The sequence below is a fragment of the Pseudaminobacter sp. Soil_N_29 genome, from assembly GCF_057656055.1.
This window is the reverse complement of record NZ_JBDGLC010000004.1, coordinates 345,698-362,254: the sequence shown is the minus strand read 5'-3', so window position 1 is coordinate 362,254 and position 16,557 is coordinate 345,698. Positions and strand designations below refer to the sequence as shown.

19 protein-coding genes and 1 riboswitch are annotated in these 16,557 nt (G+C 64.3%); of the genes, 16 read left to right on the top strand and 3 right to left on the bottom strand.

Going from position 1 to position 16,557, the window contains the following annotated elements; translation table 11 throughout:
• Positions 1-72 precede the first annotated feature (72 nt).
• From AC3A4H_RS12540 to AC3A4H_RS12530, 3 genes are all read right to left on the bottom strand, one after another.
• Complete coding sequence (locus AC3A4H_RS12540; protein ID WP_487766938.1) at positions 73-2,085, bottom strand: acetyl-CoA carboxylase biotin carboxylase subunit; 2,013 nt, start codon at positions 2,083-2,085, stop codon at positions 73-75.
• Between the two features lie 97 nt (positions 2,086-2,182).
• Complete coding sequence (locus AC3A4H_RS12535; RefSeq protein WP_487766937.1) at positions 2,183-2,404, bottom strand: ion channel; 222 nt, start codon at positions 2,402-2,404, stop codon at positions 2,183-2,185.
• Between the two features lie 9 nt (positions 2,405-2,413).
• Positions 2,414-2,617, bottom strand: coding sequence for a hypothetical protein (locus tag AC3A4H_RS12530; protein WP_487766936.1), 204 nt, complete (start codon positions 2,615-2,617; stop codon positions 2,414-2,416).
• 128 nt (positions 2,618-2,745) lie between these two features.
• Between AC3A4H_RS12530 and AC3A4H_RS12525 the strand changes: the two genes are divergently transcribed.
• From AC3A4H_RS12525 to parE, 16 genes are all read left to right on the top strand, one after another.
• Positions 2,746-3,873, top strand: coding sequence for an S-(hydroxymethyl)glutathione dehydrogenase/class III alcohol dehydrogenase (locus tag AC3A4H_RS12525; protein WP_487766935.1), 1,128 nt, complete (start codon positions 2,746-2,748; stop codon positions 3,871-3,873).
• 13 nt (positions 3,874-3,886) lie between these two features.
• Entirely contained in the window at positions 3,887-4,360 is a 474-nt protein-coding gene (locus AC3A4H_RS12520; RefSeq protein ID WP_348779568.1) for a YaiI/YqxD family protein, read from the top strand.
• A gap of 1 nt (position 4,361) precedes the next feature.
• A complete protein-coding gene (locus AC3A4H_RS12515) occupies positions 4,362-5,018 on the top strand; it encodes a DUF1345 domain-containing protein (RefSeq protein ID WP_487766934.1) in 657 nt (218 codons plus the stop codon).
• 60 nt (positions 5,019-5,078) lie between these two features.
• Positions 5,079-5,351: a FitA-like ribbon-helix-helix domain-containing protein gene (locus AC3A4H_RS12510; RefSeq protein ID WP_487766933.1), complete on the top strand. Its 273-nt coding sequence runs from the start codon at positions 5,079-5,081 to the stop codon at positions 5,349-5,351.
• On the top strand, positions 5,341-5,742 hold the full coding sequence (locus tag AC3A4H_RS12505; RefSeq protein WP_487766932.1) for a type II toxin-antitoxin system VapC family toxin: 402 nt from the start codon (positions 5,341-5,343) through the stop codon (positions 5,740-5,742). The genes AC3A4H_RS12510 and AC3A4H_RS12505 overlap by 11 nt, the downstream gene beginning before the upstream one ends.
• Positions 5,739-6,575, top strand: coding sequence for an S-formylglutathione hydrolase (gene fghA, locus AC3A4H_RS12500; RefSeq protein WP_487766931.1), 837 nt, complete (start codon positions 5,739-5,741; stop codon positions 6,573-6,575). Before AC3A4H_RS12505 ends, fghA begins: the two co-directional genes overlap by 4 nt.
• A 122-nt stretch (positions 6,576-6,697) precedes the next feature.
• Positions 6,698-7,564, top strand: a complete 867-nt coding sequence (locus AC3A4H_RS12495; protein WP_487766930.1) for a cytochrome b/b6 domain-containing protein — start codon at positions 6,698-6,700, stop codon at positions 7,562-7,564.
• Between the two features lies 1 nt (position 7,565).
• Entirely contained in the window at positions 7,566-8,357 is a 792-nt protein-coding gene (locus AC3A4H_RS12490) for a molybdopterin-binding protein (RefSeq protein ID WP_487766929.1), read from the top strand.
• 180 nt (positions 8,358-8,537) lie between these two features.
• Positions 8,538-8,924: a helix-turn-helix domain-containing protein gene (locus AC3A4H_RS12485; protein WP_348779561.1), complete on the top strand. Its 387-nt coding sequence runs from the start codon at positions 8,538-8,540 to the stop codon at positions 8,922-8,924.
• Between the two features lie 135 nt (positions 8,925-9,059).
• Positions 9,060-9,146, top strand: a riboswitch (glycine riboswitch).
• Positions 9,147-9,294: 148 nt separating this feature from the next.
• Positions 9,295-10,392 (top strand): glycine cleavage system aminomethyltransferase GcvT, encoded by a 1,098-nt coding sequence (gcvT, locus tag AC3A4H_RS12480; RefSeq protein WP_487766928.1) that lies wholly within the window; start codon positions 9,295-9,297, stop codon positions 10,390-10,392.
• A gap of 7 nt (positions 10,393-10,399) precedes the next feature.
• The gene (gene gcvH, locus AC3A4H_RS12475) at positions 10,400-10,768 is read left to right on the top strand and encodes a glycine cleavage system protein GcvH (RefSeq protein WP_487766927.1); all 369 of its coding nucleotides are present in this window, start codon (positions 10,400-10,402) and stop codon (positions 10,766-10,768) included.
• A 16-nt stretch (positions 10,769-10,784) separates the two neighbouring features.
• Entirely contained in the window at positions 10,785-13,595 is a 2,811-nt protein-coding gene (gene gcvP, locus AC3A4H_RS12470) for an aminomethyl-transferring glycine dehydrogenase (protein ID WP_487766926.1), read from the top strand.
• Between the two features lie 53 nt (positions 13,596-13,648).
• Positions 13,649-13,843, top strand: a complete 195-nt coding sequence (locus tag AC3A4H_RS12465) for a type II toxin-antitoxin system RelE/ParE family toxin (protein WP_487766925.1) — start codon at positions 13,649-13,651, stop codon at positions 13,841-13,843.
• A gap of 35 nt (positions 13,844-13,878) precedes the next feature.
• Positions 13,879-13,974 (top strand): type II toxin-antitoxin system RelE/ParE family toxin, encoded by a 96-nt coding sequence (locus tag AC3A4H_RS12460; RefSeq protein WP_487766924.1) that lies wholly within the window; start codon positions 13,879-13,881, stop codon positions 13,972-13,974.
• Positions 13,971-14,249: a helix-turn-helix domain-containing protein gene (locus AC3A4H_RS12455; RefSeq protein ID WP_348779556.1), complete on the top strand. Its 279-nt coding sequence runs from the start codon at positions 13,971-13,973 to the stop codon at positions 14,247-14,249. Before AC3A4H_RS12460 ends, AC3A4H_RS12455 begins: the two co-directional genes overlap by 4 nt.
• 211 nt (positions 14,250-14,460) lie before the next feature.
• Positions 14,461-16,509 (top strand): DNA topoisomerase IV subunit B, encoded by a 2,049-nt coding sequence (gene parE, locus AC3A4H_RS12450; RefSeq protein ID WP_487766923.1) that lies wholly within the window; start codon positions 14,461-14,463, stop codon positions 16,507-16,509.
• Positions 16,510-16,557: the final 48 nt, after the last annotated feature.

Below are 16,557 nucleotides of genomic sequence, written 5' to 3'. Positions count from 1 at the left end.
GGGTCCAGTCCGTATAGGTAACCATCACAGGAAGGCGGCGCAACGTGGCGTTCGTCGCGCCGTTCGGGAGCATCATGCGAACTCCATGATCACCGCGTCCACGGCCAGGCTGTCGCCCGGCTGGGCGATGATTTTCTCAACAGTAAGGTCGCGGTCGGCGCGGAGCACGTTTTCCATCTTCATCGCCTCGACCACGGCCAGCGTCTCGCCGGCCTTGACCTCCTGCCCTTCGGCAACCGCGATAGAAACGACGAGGCCCGGCATGGGGCACAGCAGCAGCTTGGATGTGTCTGGCGCGACCTTGGCCGGCATCAGACGGTCGAGCTCGGCAGTGCGCGGCAGCATGGTGCGCGCGGACACCGAAAGCCCGCGCCAGGCGATGCGGACGCCATTGTTAATTGGCCGGATCTGAGCTGCCACCGTATGGCCGCCGACCGTTCCGCGCCACACCGCCTCGCCGGGGCGCCAATCGGAAATGACCGTGAGCAGCTTGCCTCCGGCGACCGAGAGGTCGATTTCCATCGGGATCGATACCATGCCCTCGCCGATGGATACCGGGATGTATTCGTCATCCAGGCGCACCACCCAGTCCGGCTTCAGCATGCCCGAATGTGGCGCCAGCCTCCCGGTCAGCCGGTCGAGACGGTCGCGGCGCAACAGTTCGACCGCCGTTGCGACGGCAGCCAGCACCGCCTTTTCATTGTCGTCCGGCTTCATCGGCGCAAAGCCATCGGGATATTCCTCGGCAATGAAGCCGGTGGAGAGACGGCCCTCGCGCCAGCGCGGATGCTGCATCAGCGCCGAGAGGAACGGAATGTTGTGCTCGATGCCGTCGACCACGAACTCGTCCAGCGCCTCCGACATGGCGTCGATCGCCTCCAGCCGGGTCGGCGCCCAGGTGCAGAGTTTTGCGATCATCGGATCGTAGAACATCGAAATCTCGGAGCCTTCCGTTACCCCAGTGTCGTTGCGGATGACGATGTCACCGAATGTTCCTTCCTCCGGAGGCCGGTAACGGGTGAGCCGGCCGATGGAAGGCAGGAAGTTGCGATAGGGATCTTCGGCGTAGAGCCGGCTTTCCACCGCCCAGCCGTTCAGCCGCACAACTTCCTGGCGGATTGCCAGCTTCTCACCGGCCGCGATGCGGATCATCTGCTCGACCAGGTCGACGCCAGTGACGAGTTCGGTCACCGGATGCTCCACCTGCAGGCGGGTGTTCATTTCTAGGAAGTAGAAATTGCGATCGCGGTCGACGATGAATTCCACCGTGCCGGCGCTCTGGTAGTCCACCGCCTTCGACAGCGCGACCGCCTGTTCGCCCATGGCATGCCGCGTCTTTTCATCAAGGAAAGGCGACGGCGCCTCCTCGACAACCTTCTGGTTGCGGCGCTGGATCGAGCATTCGCGCTCGCCGAGATAGATGGCGTTGCCATATGCGTCGGCCAGCACCTGAATCTCGATGTGACGCGGTTCGACGATGAATTTCTCGATGAAGACGCGGTCGTCGCCGAAGGAGCTTTTTGCTTCGGAGCGGGCGCGCTCAAAACCGTCGCGCACTTCGGCCCTGTCCCAGGCGACGCGCATGCCCTTGCCGCCGCCGCCGGCGGACGCCTTGATCATCACCGGATAGCCGATCTCACCGGCGATCCGCTCTGCATGGTCGGCATCCTCGATCACGCCCAGATAGCCCGGCACGGTGCTGACCCGGGCATGGTTGGCGAATTTTTTCGACTCGATCTTGTCGCCCATGGCGCGGATGGCCTTGGACTTCGGGCCGATGAAGATGATCCCTTCGCTTTCCAAGGTTTCGCAGAACGACGCCCGCTCTGAAAGGAAGCCGTAGCCGGGATGCACGGCTTCGGCCCCCGTCGCCTTGCACGCCTCGATGATCTTTTCTGGCAGCAGATAGCTTTGCGCCGCTGCGGCAGGGCCGATATGCACCGCCTCGTCGGCCATCTCGACATGCACCGCGTCGCGGTCGGCATCGGAATAGACGGCGACCGTGGCAATGCCCATGCGGCGAGCGGTCTTGATGACGCGGCAGGCGATCTCGCCTCGATTGGCGATCAATATCTTCTTGAACATGCAGACGTCTTTCCCCTGACGAGCCTCCAGTTCTATGGGCTATCCCGCCACGCCTCAAGTGCCGGAATGTCGAGGGTAGCCGCGCGGACAGTTGCCTTCAAAAATGCTTGTCGCGCTCGAAGGGGCCGAAGCGGATGCCGGAAGTGACCAGATAGGCCGCCGTCCAGCCCATAATCAAGAAGCCCGTGACACCTTCCATCGAGGTGAGCAGCCGCCATTCCCTGGCCGGTGCGACGTCGTTGAATCCGATGGTCGCGAAGGCCGAGGTGGAGAAATAGAACGCTTCTTCGAAGTGCTTGAACGCGCCCAGGGCCAGCAAGCCGCCCGGCTAAAGCGCGATTTCGACGCTGACGAGCAGAAAGAGGCCGAGCGCCAGCACCGCCATGGCGAAGACTTTTTCGCCCTGTTTGCCGTCGATGAGCGGGTGGGCGAGGAGATAGGCGATCACATGGGTAAGGCCGATCAGGCCGGCAGCATGGACAAGGAAGGTCAGAACCTCGAAAATCGTAGCGAGGAGCAGATTGGCTACCATTCTGGAGCTTATAATGTAGATGGTGGCTCTGCTATGGCAAAAAGCGGGTATTTCGCTTAGCCATTGCCGGGGTCGAAAGACCCGCCGAAGAGATTCTGACACATTCCATACCCTGGAGGACTTGCCTGATGAAAACCCGTGCCGCCGTGGCCGTTGCCGCCGGAAAGCCGCTGGAGATCATGGAAGTCGATCTCGAGGGACCGCGCGAAGGCGAGGTTCTGGTCGAGATCAAGGCGACCGGCATCTGCCACACCGACGAGTTCACCCTGTCGGGCGCCGACCCGGAAGGCATCTTCCCGGCCATCCTCGGCCATGAGGGCGCGGGCGTCGTCGTCGACGTCGGCAAGGGCGTGACCTCGCTCAAGAAGGGCGACCACGTCATCCCGCTCTACACGCCCGAGTGCCGCTCCTGCCCGTCCTGCCTCAGCCGCAAGACCAACCTGTGCACGGCCATCCGCTCGACGCAGGGCCAGGGCCTGATGCCCGACGGCACCAGCCGCTTCTCCATCGGCAAGGACAAGATCTTCCACTACATGGGCTGCTCGACCTTCTCGAACTTCACCGTTCTGCCCGAGATCGCGCTGGCCAAGGTCAATCCCGACGCGCCCTTTGACAAGATCTGCTACATCGGCTGCGGCGTCACCACCGGCATCGGCGCCGTCATCAACACCGCCAAGGTGGAGATCGGCTCGACCGCGATCGTGTTCGGTCTCGGCGGCATCGGCCTCAACGTCATCCAGGGCCTGCGCCTGGCCGGCGCCGACATGATCATCGGCGTCGACCTCAACAACGAGAAGAAGGAATGGGGCGAGCGCTTCGGCATGACGCATTTCGTCAACCCGACCGAGGTCGATGGCGACATAGTTCCCTATCTGGTCAACATGACCAAGCGTGGGGCCGACCAGATCGGCGGCGCAGACTACACCTTCGACTGCACCGGCAACGTGAAGGTGATGCGCCAGGCGCTCGAATCGGCGCATCGAGGCTGGGGCGAATCGATCATCATCGGCGTGGCCGGCGCCGGCCAGGAAATCTCGACCCGTCCGTTCCAGCTGGTCACCGGACGCACCTGGAAGGGCACCGCCTTCGGCGGCGCGCGCGGCCGCACCGACGTGCCGAAGATCGTCGACTGGTACATGGAGGGCAAGATCCAGATCGACCCGATGATCACCCACACCATGCCGCTGGAAGACATCAACAAGGGCTTCGACCTGATGAACCAGGGCAAGTCCATCCGCTCGGTCGTGGTGTACTGAGCCGAGAAAACCCATGCCGGACCCGATCATCTATGTCGATGCCGACGCCTGCCCGGTGAAGGCCGAGGCAGAGAAGGTCGCGGACCGGCTGGGGCTTGTGGTCACCTTCGTGTCCAACGGGGGCCTGCGCCCTTCCCGCGACCCGATGGTGCGCCACGTCGTGGTTTCCAAGAGCGCGGATGCGGCCGATGACTGGATCGTCGAGCATGCGCGCCCGAACGACATCGTCGTGACGGCCGACATTCCGCTGGCCGCACGCACCGTGGCGCTGGGCGCGCATGTGTTGGGCGTGACCGGAAAGCCCTTCACGCCGGAAACGATCGGCATGGCGGTGGCCATGCGCGACCTGAAGCAACATTTGCGCGAAACCGGCGAGAGCAAGGGCTATAACGCATCCTTCACGCCGCAGGACCGCTCGCGCTTCCTCGGCGCGCTCGACCAGACGGCTCGGCGCGCGCTTCAGACTGCCCGCACCGCGGAGGGATGAAATGAAGCCTTTCGGCCGGCATGTCATTTTCCTGATGAGCGCCGCGGCCGGTGTGGTAGCCTTGGTCGTCGCCATGCTGCTGCAGCACCCGCTGTCCTATTCGATCGGCGCGAATGTCTATTTCATCGCCTACATCGCCCTGGTGTTGCGGCAGATGCCGCGCCTGACGCCTGACTTCCTGAGTCGCCGCGCGCAGGAAGCAGACGAACCGGTCTGGATCATCTTCCTGGTGACCTTTGCAGTGGTGTGCGTGGCGGTCGGCTCGCTCTTCGTGCTGATGAACGCGAAGCAGATTCCGCACCCATTTTGGCTCGCATTTTCCATGCTTTCGCTGCCGCTCGGCTGGTTCACGATCCACACGATGGCCAGCCTGCACTACGCCAATCTTTACTGGAAGGGCGACAAGGACACGGACGCGAGCGACAGGCGCAGCAGGAAACCGGTCGGGGGCCTTGAGTTCCCCGGCACCGAGCGGCCATGCGGATGGGACTTTCTGTACTTCTCGGTCGTGATCGGCATGACCGCGCAGACCGCCGACACCGGCATCACCAGAACGACCATGCGCGCCACCGCGATGGTTCATTCGATCATCTCGTTCTTCTACAACACGGTGATCGTCGCCGCCGCGGTGAACCTGGTGGTTTCGCTGGCGAGCTGACGCCTTGCTTGCATGCCCGGCCGACGGTGATATCATTGTGATATCACTCGGAGAAACTCCATGGGCAGCATGATCATCAGGAACATTCCCGACGAAGTGCTCGAAAATTTCAAGGCGCGGGCCAAGGCCAAGGGGCAGTCGGCGGAGCAGATGGCGCGCGACGTGATCACGCGAGAGGCCGGAATGACGCGAGAGGAGGCTTGGGAGTTGATCGATGCCATCCGGGAGAAGAGCAAGCCCGTTGATCTCGAAACGGCGCAGAGGATCATGGAAGAATCCCGGCTCGAGCGGGACGGCCGGCCCAACATAGCCGGGCCCGGCGATGATCGTTGACGCGAGCATAGCGGTTCCCTGGATCGTGGAAACGCCATTCTCGGAGCCCGCCAGACGGTTCCGCTCGGATGGATGCATCGCCCCCGGCCTGCTGCTAGTGGAAACGACGAATGCGCTGCTGAAATATGTGCGCATCGGCCACGTTGCGTTGGATGGCGTGCTTGGCGGCATACAGGCACTGGAGATTGCCGTTTCCGAACTGGTTCCGGACCAGATGCTGCTTCCCTCTGCAACGAGGATCGCAGCCGACAGCAACCATAAGATCTACGACTGCCTCTATCTCGCCCTCGCGCTGGAACGGCGAGAGACCCTCATCACCGCCGACAGGCGCCTTGCGGCACTTGCCGGCACTCTCAACATCCCAACCGAACTGATCGAGCCGATTTCATGAAAACCATTTCCACCGCAAAATCCCATGGCGGCGTCCAGGGCGTCTACTCCCATGCGTCCGAGGCGTGCGCCTGCGACATGACCTTCGCTGTCTTCGTGCCGCCGCAGGCCAAGGACGGCCCCTGCCCGGTCGTCTGGTATCTGTCGGGCCTGACCTGCACCCACCAGAACGTCATGGACAAGGGCGAATACCGCCGGCTGGCCGCTGAGCTCGGGCTGATCGTGGTGTGCCCCGACACCAGCCCGCGCGGCGAAGCCGTTCCGGACGAGAAGGACAACTGGCAGTTCGGCTGCGGCGCGGGCTTCTATCTGGATGCAACGCAGGCGCCGTTCTCAACCAACTACCGCATGTATTCCTACATCACCGAGGAACTGCCGACCCTCGTTGCGAAGGAATTCCCGGCCGACATGTCGCGCCAGGCAATCTTCGGCCACTCCATGGGCGGTCACGGCGCGCTGACCATCGCGCTGAAGCATCCGGAGCGCTTCAAGAGCTGCTCGGCATTCGCGCCGATCACGCGCCCGATGGTGGCCGGCTGGTCGAAGCCGGCGTTCGAAAAATATCTCGGCGCGGATGAAGCGTCATGGCGGGCCTATGATGCAGTGGCCCTGATCGAGGACGGCAAGCGCTTCCCCGAATTCCTGGTCGACCAGGGCTCGGCGGACGGCTTCCTCGAAGACGGGCTGCGGCCATGGCTGCTGGACGAGGCGTGCAAGGCAGCCGGCATTCCGCTGACGCTGAACATGCGCGAAGGCTACGACCATTCGTATTTCTTCATCTCGACCTTCATGGACGACCACCTCCGCTGGCATGCCGAGCGGCTGGCCAGGTAACGCTGCCGTCGCGACATTGTCATTGCCGCGACCAAACCAGCGCTGTCATCTCCACCGCCTGGCGGTAATATGCGTTGACCAAGGCGCGTCGGGATATCCCGAGCGTCCGGAGGTCCAGGCGGATGGAGAGCGCGGCATTCAAGGGAGCGCCAGATAAAGCGGGACCGGCACGGGCAAGTGCCGGGAACCTGATATACCGCATGTCTGCCTGGACCCGCCTGACCCATTGGGTCTGGGCAATTGCGCTGTTCTTCCTGCTGCTCAGCGGCCTGCAAATCTTCAACGCCCATCCCGCGCTCTACATCGGAAAGCAGTCCGGCTTCGGCTTCGACAATGCAGTGCTGAGGTTCAAGGCTGAAAACACCGCAGATGGCCCAAAGGGTTACACTGAGGTCTTCGGCCATCGCTTCGACACCACTGGCGTGCTGGCGCTCTCTGGTCCGAAGGACAACCCGCAGTCCCGCGCCTTCCCCGCTTGGGCGACCATACCCTCCTATCAGGATCTCGCCACCGGCCGCGTGGTCCATTTCTTTTTCGCCTGGGTGCTTTCCGGCACGCTGCTTGTCTGGCTCATCGCCAGCATCGTCAACGGCCATCTGCGCCGGGACCTGGCGCCGCGTGTGGAGGACCTGAAAAACCTGCCCGGAGACATAGCCGACCATGCCCGTCTGCGCTTCCACCACGGGCGGCGCTATAACACGTTGCAGAAGCTGTCCTACGCAACGGTGCTGTTGATCCTGCTGCCGCTGATGATCCTGACCGGGCTGGCGATGTCGCCGAGCATGGACACGGTGATCCCGTTCCTGACCGGCATGCTGGGCGGACGCCAGACCGCGCGCACCATCCATTTCACGGTGATGCTGCTGCTGGTCGCCTTCTTCATCGTCCATATGGTGATGATCGTCGCCGCCGGGCCGATAAACGAGCTGCGGTCGGTCGTCACCGGGTGGTATCGAGCCGATCCGCCGGACAGTGACAAGGAGACGTGACGTGGCTGGCTTCCGCATCAACCGCCGCCGCTTCCTGACGGCCGCCGCGCTCGGCGGATCCGGCTTGGCGCTGTCGGGCTGCGATGCCTTCGATTCGCTGTCCGACACCGACAGCAGCGTGCGGCATGTGCTGGAGCGCGCCAACGACCTGACCTACCGCGTGCAGCGGCTGCTGGCAGGGCGCGACGCGCTGGCGCAGGAATATACCGAGGCCGACATCCGCCAGCCGCAACGCCCCAACGGCGTGACCGCCCCCGACGACGACACCTACAAGGGGCTGCTCGCCAACAATTTCGCCGACTGGCGGCTGGAGGTCTCCGGCCTCGTCGCAAATCCGCTGTCACTTTCACGCGACCAGCTGATGGCCATGCCCCCGCGCACCCAGATCACCCGGCACGACTGCGTCGAGGGCTGGAGCTGCATTGCCAAATGGACCGGCGTGCCGCTGGCCCTGGTGCTGGACATGGCCAAGGTGAAGCCTGAGGCCCGCTATGCGGTGTTCTACTGCCTCGACACGATCGACATCGACGAGGACGGACCGATCAAATACTACGGCTCGGTCGACATGGTCGACGCGCGTCACCCGCAGACCATCCTGGCCTATGGGCTCAACGGTGGGCCGCTGCCGGTCGAGAATGGCGCGCCTCTGCGCGTACGGGTGGAGCGCCAGCTTGGCTACAAGATGCCAAAATACCTGCGCAAGATCGAGCTGGTGGACAGCTTCGCCAACATCGGAGACGGACGCGGCGGCTATTGGGAAGATCGCGGCTACGACTGGTATGGCGGCATCTGAAGGTTCGGCGATTCGCCACGGTGCCATGCCGCGGAACATGCAAAATTCGCCCTAAATACAGGCATTTACACGATTTTACCGGCAAAAACTTGCCACCGCCGCCCCGGTGCACCATCCTTGACGACCCGCGCTCTGTTTCCGCGAGCGCGACAAACCAGCCAACCACAGGAGGCAAATCGGGTGTCCGACACCACGAATATTTACGACGAAGTTCCGGATTTCGACACCATTGGCGGCCGGCTTTCCAGGGCCCGTGAGGCCAGTGGCATGAGCATCAGGCAGCTCGCACTTAGGCTCGGCGTCAAAGCATCCACCATCAAGGCCTGGGAGTGCGACCGCTCGCAGCCGGGCGCGCAACGGCTCAGCATGCTTTCCGGCCTGCTTGGCGTGAGCCCGTGCTGGGTGCTGCACGGCATCGGCACCGCGCCCGTGGAAACCGGCGATGACCACGAGGACGAAACGATGGAAGTGCTGGGCGCCCAGCTCGGCAAGCTTCGCAACCTTCACGCGGAAACCGGCCATCTGATCCGCAGGCTGCAGAGCGACATGGAACGCCTCGCCGGCTAGCACGGCCGCAGCAACCCCAATATTTTCGCCCAGTCGCACCTTCGGCGACATTAAAATCGCGCTTTCAGCCCAAGAGGCGTGACAAAGTGTCCGCCATGGTCTAGCTATGAGTCGTCGCGGGTTCGGAAACGGACCCACCTGTTTGCGGGAGAGAACAGCGGAAGCTGTCGCCGAAGGGGAAATCGCCCGAAATCTCTCAGGCAAAAGAACCGTGGACGGGAAAGACGCTCTGGAAAGTCGGGGGTAACACCCCGCGCCGAAGGTGTAAGCGCTGCCGACAGAGTTCCGGTTGCGCGAGTCTCTCAGGCTTCAGACAGAGGGGCACGGACTGCCGCAGTAGCGGCTGAACACGTGCGACTCTGGAGATGTCATGACGGGCGCCCACACCAGGAACCTTCCCCTCGAGGATTTGCATCGTGCCGCCGGCGCGCGCTTTGGCGCATTCGCCGGATGGTCGATGCCTCTTACCTATACGCCCGGCGTGATGGCCGAGCACCAGCATACGCGCGAGCATGTCGGCGTGTTTGACATCTCGCACATGAAGCTGTTCGAGGTCTCCGGACCCAAGGCAGCGGCACTGCTGGCGAAGGCCTGCCCGCTCGACCCTCTCGCGCTTGCGGAGCGGCAGTCGAAATACACCTTCCTGCTCAATGAACAGGCCGGCGTCATCGATGACCTGATCATCACCCGGCTCGGCGCCGATCGCTTCATGGTCGTGGCCAATGCCGGAAACGCAGCCGTAGACGAGGCGCATCTGCGCGAGCTGGCCCAGGGCCTCGACTGCACGATTACACCTCTCGACCGCATTTTCCTCGCCATACAGGGCCCCGAGGCGTGGGCCGCCCTTTCGCGCGCCGGCATCGAAACCGGCGAACTACTGTTCATGCACGGCTTCGAGCCGCGCAAGGACTGGTTCATGAGCCGGTCCGGCTACACCGGCGAGGACGGCTTCGAGATCGGCCTGCCGGAAGCCGACGCCCGCGCGCTGCTCGAAACGCTGCTCGCCGACGAACGCGTGATGTGGATTGGCCTTGCCGCCCGCGACAGCCTGCGGCTGGAGGCCGGCCTGTGCCTGCACGGCCAGGACATCACGCCTGAGACAAACCCGGTTGACGCCGGGCTGATGTGGGCCATTTCCAAGGATCTTCGCGCTTCCGGCCAGTTCGTTGGCGCAGAGGCGCTGCGCGCCGCGATCGCCAAGGGCCCGACCGAAAAGCGCGTGGGGCTTAAACCGCAGGGCCGGCAGCCGGTGCGCGCCGGCACACAGCTCTTCGACGAAGCCGGCAATCCGGTCGGCCGCGTCACGTCCGGCGGCTTCGGACCGTCCGTCGGATCGCCTGTGGCCATGGGCTACGTCTCGGTGGCGCTGGCGCCCGAGACAAAACTCTTCGCAGACGTGCGCGGCACCAGGGTGCCCGTCGAGATACACCCACTACCCTTCATGCAGCATCGCTATCGCAAAGGATGAATTTCTCATGGCAACCACCTATTTCACTGACGACCACGAATGGCTCCGCGTCGAGGGCGGCGTGGCGACCGTGGGCATAACCGACTACGCCCAGGAACAGCTCGGCGATCTGGTCTTCGTGGAACTGCCGGAAAGCGGCCGCAAGGTTGTCAAAGGCGACGTGGCCGTCGTCGTTGAATCCGTGAAGGCGGCTTCCGACGTGTATGCGCCGGTCGACGGCGAGATCATCGAAGCCAACGCAGCCCTGGCGTCCGACCCGGCGCTCGTCAACTCGGCAGCCACCACCGACGGCTGGCTGTGGAAGATGAAGCTGGCGGACGAAAGCCAGCTTACGGGCCTGCTCGACGAAGCAGGCTACAAAGCCCTTATCGGATAAGGACAAAGGTGACTGAATGACCATTGCCCCCTACCCCTTCGAGACGCGCCATGTCGGCCCGAGCACGACCGACGCGCGCGCCATGCTGGCCGTGCTCGGCGTGCCGTCAGTCGAGACGCTGATCTCACAGGCCGTGCCGAAGTCGATCCGGCTTGACCGCGCGCTGAACCTGCCGGCGGCCGCCTGTGAGGCGGACGCGCTTGCGGAACTGTCGGCCAAGATGGCGAAGAACACGGTGCTGAAAAGCTTCATCGGCGCCGGTTACCACGGGTGCCGGGTGCCCCCGGTCATTCAGCGCAACCTGTTCGAGAATCCGGCCTGGTACACGGCCTATACGCCCTACCAGTCCGAGATCAGCCAGGGCCGTCTGGAACTGCTGTTCCACTTCCAGACGCTGGTGACGGAGCTGACCGGTCTGCCGGTCGCCTCCGCCTCGCTGCTGGACGAGGCGACCGCCGTGGCCGAGGGCATGGGCATCGCCTTCCGTCACCACCGCGAGAAGCGCAGCGAAGTCGTTCTGGCGGGTGAATTGCACCCGCAGACGCTCGACGTGGTCAGGACGCGCGCCGAGCCACTCGGCATCACGGTCGGCGCTGAGGCTATCGGCGACAACACCGCCGCCCTCATCGTCTCCTGGCCCGACACGCACGGCGTCTATGGCGACCATGCCGCCACCATACAGAAGGCCAAGGCAGCCGGCGCGATCGTCATCTTCGTCGCCGATCCGCTGTCGCTGACCATTTCGGAGGCGCCTGCCAAGCTCGGTGCCGATATTGCTTGCGGTTCGATGCAGCGCTTCGGCGTGCCGATGGGCTATGGCGGCCCGCACGCTGCCTATTGCGCCGTTTCCGACGCGCTTACCCGGCTGATGCCGGGTCGCCTCGTCGGCCAGTCGGTCGATGCCGACGGTCGTCCAGGCTACCGGCTGGCACTGCAGACGCGTGAGCAGCACATCCGCCGCGACAAGGCGACCTCCAACATCTGCACCGCGCAGGCGCTGCTGGCCAACATGGCGGCGTCCTATGCCATCTGGCACGGCCCGCAGGGCCTGCAGTCGATCGCCTCGCAGGTTCATGCGCTGGCCGAGCGGCTGGCGCAGGGCCTGAAGGCCGCCGGCGTCGAAGTGGCGGGTGCCCGCCGCTTCGACACGGTGACGGTCGTCACGAAGGGCAAGGCCAAGGAGATCGCCGCCGCCGCCGAGAAGGACGGCCGGCTGCTGCGCATCTTCGACGAGAACCGCGTCGGCGTGACCTTCGACGAGACCTCGACCGAGGCCGACCTTGCGGCGATCGCCGCGCTGTTCGGTGCGACGCCTGCCGCAGCCGACAAGGTGTCCCTGCCTGCCAACCCGCGGGCCAAGGGTTTCCTCACCCAGCCGGTCTTTCATGAGAACCGCTCCGAGACGGACATGATGCGCTTCCTGCGCAGGCTCGCCGACAAGGACCTGGCGCTCGACCGCGCCATGATCCCGCTCGGCTCCTGCACCATGAAGCTCAACGCTGCCGCGGAGATGATGCCGGTGAGCTGGCCGTCGGTCGCCAACCTGCATCCCTTCGCGCCGGCCGCGCATTCCGTCGGCTATCGCGAGATGATCGACGACCTGGACCGCTGGCTTTCCGAGATCACCGGCTTCGACGCCGTGTCGCTGCAGCCTAATGCCGGCAGCCAGGGCGAATATGCCGGCCTTCTGGCGATCCGCCACTATCACCAGTCGCGCGGCGACGATCACCGCAACATCTGCCTGATCCCGTCCTCAGCGCACGGCACCAACCCCGCCAGCGCGGCCATGGCCGGTATGAGCGTGGTGGTGGTTCACTGCAACGACGACGGCAATGTCGACGTGGAGGACCTGAAGGCCAAGGCCGCCCAGCATGCAGACAACCTTGCAGCACTGATGATCACCTATCCCTCGACACACGGCGTGTTCGAGGAAGGCATCCGCGACATCTGCGCGGTCATCCACGAGCATGGCGGGCAGGTTTATCTCGACGGCGCCAACCTCAATGCGCTGGTCGGACTGGCGCGTCCGGGCGACATCGGCGCGGACGTCTGCCACATGAACCTGCACAAGACCTTCTGCATCCCGCATGGCGGCGGCGGCCCCGGCGTCGGCCCGATCGGCGTCAAGGCGCATCTGAAGCCCTACGTGCCGGGCCATGTCGCCGAAGGCTCGCTGCATGCGGTGTCGGCCGCCCCGTTCGGCAGCGCGTCGATCCTGCCCATCACCTGGATGTATATCCGCATGATGGGTGCCGCAGGCCTGAAGCACGCCACGGAGACGGCCATCCTCAGCGCCAACTATGTTGCTGCCAAGCTCGAGCCGCACTTCCCCGTGCTGTTCAAGGGCCGCAACGGCCGCGTGGCGCATGAGTGCATCCTCGACACCCGCGTGCTGAAGGACAAAGCCGGCATCAGCGTCGAGGACGTGGCCAAGCGCCTGATCGACTACGGCTTCCATGCGCCGACCATGTCCTGGCCGGTGGCCGGGACGCTGATGGTGGAGCCGACCGAGTCCGAGCCCAAGCACGAGGTCGATCGCTTCTGCGAGGCGATGATCGCGATTGCCGGCGAGGCCGAGAAGGTGGCCAAGGGCGAGTGGCCGCGCGAGGACAACCCGCTGGTCAACGCGCCGCACACGGCGGCCGAAGCGCTGGCGGGCGAGTGGACGCACCCCTACTCGCGGCTCGAGGCCGCCTACCCGGCCGGCAATGCCGACACCGCGGCAAAATACTGGCCGCCGGTTTCGCGTATCGACAATGTCGGCGGCGACCGCAACCTGGTCTGCTCGTGCCCGCCGCTGAGCGAGTATCTCGGCGCAGCGGAGTAAGCGGCCACCCCGCTCGCCGTTGAAAGCCCATAGCGCATTCGCTATATAGCGCTATGGGCTGGACGGTCGAGACGCTTGGCAAGGAAGTCGATGACGAGCTTGAGGCCTTGCCTGTGTCGCTCCGGGCGCGGCTTCTGCGGCTGATGGAGATGGTTGAGACACTCGGGCTGGACCGCATGCGGCAGCCGCATGTCAGACATCTCGAAGGCAAGCTTTGGGAGCTTCGGGCCAAAGGGCCCGATGCATAGCCAGAGGCATCTACCTGACCGTCACCGGACGCCGCGTGATCATTCTGCATGTCTTCGTCAAGAAGTCCCAGAAGACACCTGCCGGGGCACTGAGCCTTGCCCGCGAGCGTATGAAAAGAGTGACGTCATGACAAAGATTTCGGAACTCAAAAAGCGCTGGATGAAAGATTCGGAATTTCGCAAGGAATACGACGAGGCGAACGCCGAATATGAGATCATCGAGGCACTGATCCGAGCCCGCAACGACGCGCATCTGTCTCAGGCCGAGCTCGCGGAGAAGATCGGCACCACACAATCGGCCGTGGCACGGCTTGAGGGCGGCGGTGTTTCGCCGACTCTGGCGACCTTGCGGCGTTATGCTGCCGCCACCGGCACGCGCCTGCGACTTGAGTTGGTGCCCGAGTAGGCGGCCGAAGGGCGCGTCGGCCTCCCATCGCCTGCTCAGAGCCCCTAAAACGCCAACTCGAACATTACCGGCGCCGCCCCCTTGAGCTTTGCGGCCGGAAGCCTGTAGAAAGCACCCATATTTCCCCGAACGGAACGGGAACCCTGTCGCGCGCGACGCAAAGCGTGGCAATATCACAGTCAATTCGAATCACTGGAAATCCGTACGCCCTATGGACGACAGCACCGATCTTTTTGCTAATCTCGGCAAGCAGCCGCCGCTCCCCACCTCGCGCCCGGCCGACCCGCTGGTGCAGGCCGCCGCCAAGCGCGCGCCGCAGCCGGCCAAGGAGAGCGGCGAAAGCTATAGCGCCGCCGACATCGAGGTTCTGGAAGGGCTGGAGCCGGTGCGCCGGCGGCCGGGCATGTATATCGGCGGCACCGACGAGAAGGCGCTGCACCACCTGTTCGCAGAAGTCATCGACAACTCCATGGACGAGGCGGTGGCCGGGCACGCCACATTCATCGAGGTGGAGCTTGGCGCCGATGGTATTCTCACCGTCACCGACAACGGGCGCGGCATTCCGATCGATCCGCACCCGAAGTTCAAGAAGCCGGCGCTGGAAGTCATCCTGACCACCCTGCACTCCGGCGGCAAGTTCGACTCCAAGGTCTACGAGACCTCCGGCGGCCTGCACGGCGTGGGCGTTTCGGTGGTCAATGCGCTCTCTGACCTTCTCGAGGTGGAAGTGGCGCGTGGCCGCCAGCTCTATCGCCAGCGTTTTTCGCGCGGCAAGCCACTCGGCGAACTGGAGCATCTCGGCGAGGTGCACAACCGGCGCGGCACCAGGACCCGCTTCCGCCCCGACCCCGAGATTTTTGGCAAGGAAGCCAGGTTCGAGCCGGCGCGGCTCTACCGCATGACGAGGTCCAAGGCCTATCTGTTCGGCGGCGTCGAAATCCGCTGGAACTGCGACCCGCTGCTGATCAAGGAAAAGGACCAGACGCCGGCGAAGGCCACACTGCATTTTCCGGGCGGCCTGAAGGACTATCTCGCCGCCTCGCTGGGTGAAGAGATGCAGGTGACCCGCGAGATCTTCGCGGGCAAGAGCGAGCGCCAGAGCGGTCACGGTTCCATGGAATGGGCCGTCACCTGGTATGGCGGCGACGGTTTCCTCAATTCTTACTGCAACACCATCCCGACGGGCGAAGGCGGCACGCATGAGGCCGGCTTTCGCAACGTGCTGACGCGCGGCCTGCGCGGCTATGCCGAACTGGTCGGCAACAAGCGCGGCTCGGTGATCACCAGCGAAGACGTGATGATCTCGGCCGCCGGCATGCTGTCGGTGTTCATCCGCGAGCCGGAATTCGTCGGCCAGACCAAGGACAAGCTGGCGACCATCGAGGCGCAGCGCCTTGTGGAAACCGCCATACGCGACCCGTTCGACCACTGGCTGGCCGACAATCCGCAGGAAGCCACCAAGCTCTTGGAATGGGTGATCGCGCGCGCCGACGAGCGCCTGCGCCGCCGCCAGGAAAAGGAAGTGTCGCGCAAGACCGCAGTGCGCAAGCTGCGCCTGCCCGGCAAGCTCGCCGACTGCACGCAGAACGCAGCGGCCGGCGCCGAACTGTTCATCGTGGAGGGTGACTCGGCCGGCGGCTCGGCCAAGCAGGCGCGCGACCGCGCCACGCAAGCGATCCTGCCGCTGCGTGGCAAGATCCTCAACGTTGCCAGTGCCGGCCACGACAAGCTGACTTCGAACCAGCTCATCGGCGACCTGATCCAGGCGCTGGGCTGCGGCACGCGCTCGAAATACCGCGAGGAGGACCTGCGCTACGACCGCGTGATCATCATGACCGACGCGGACGTGGACGGCGCGCATATCGCCTCGCTGCTCATCACCTTCTTCTACCAGGAGATGCCGCAGCTCATTCGAGGCGGTCATCTCTACATGGCCGTGCCGCCGCTCTACCGCATCAGCCAGGGCGGCAAGACCGCCTATGCGCGTGACGACGCCCACAAGGACGAGCTCCTGCGCACCGAGTTCACCGGGCGCGGCAAGATCGAGATCGGCCGCTTCAAGGGCCTGGGCGAGATGATGGCGGCGCAGCTCAAGGAAACCACGATGGACCCGAAGAAGCGCACGCTGTTGCGGGTCGACATCGTGGAGGACGAGGAGGTGACGAAGTCTTCCGTCGATGCGCTGATGGGCACCAAGCCCGAGGCGCGCTTCCGCTTCATCCAGGAGCGCGCTGAATACGCACGGGAACTGGACATCTGACCACGACGCCGAGCGAGCGGCCAATGAACCGGGCGAGGCGTTCGAAAC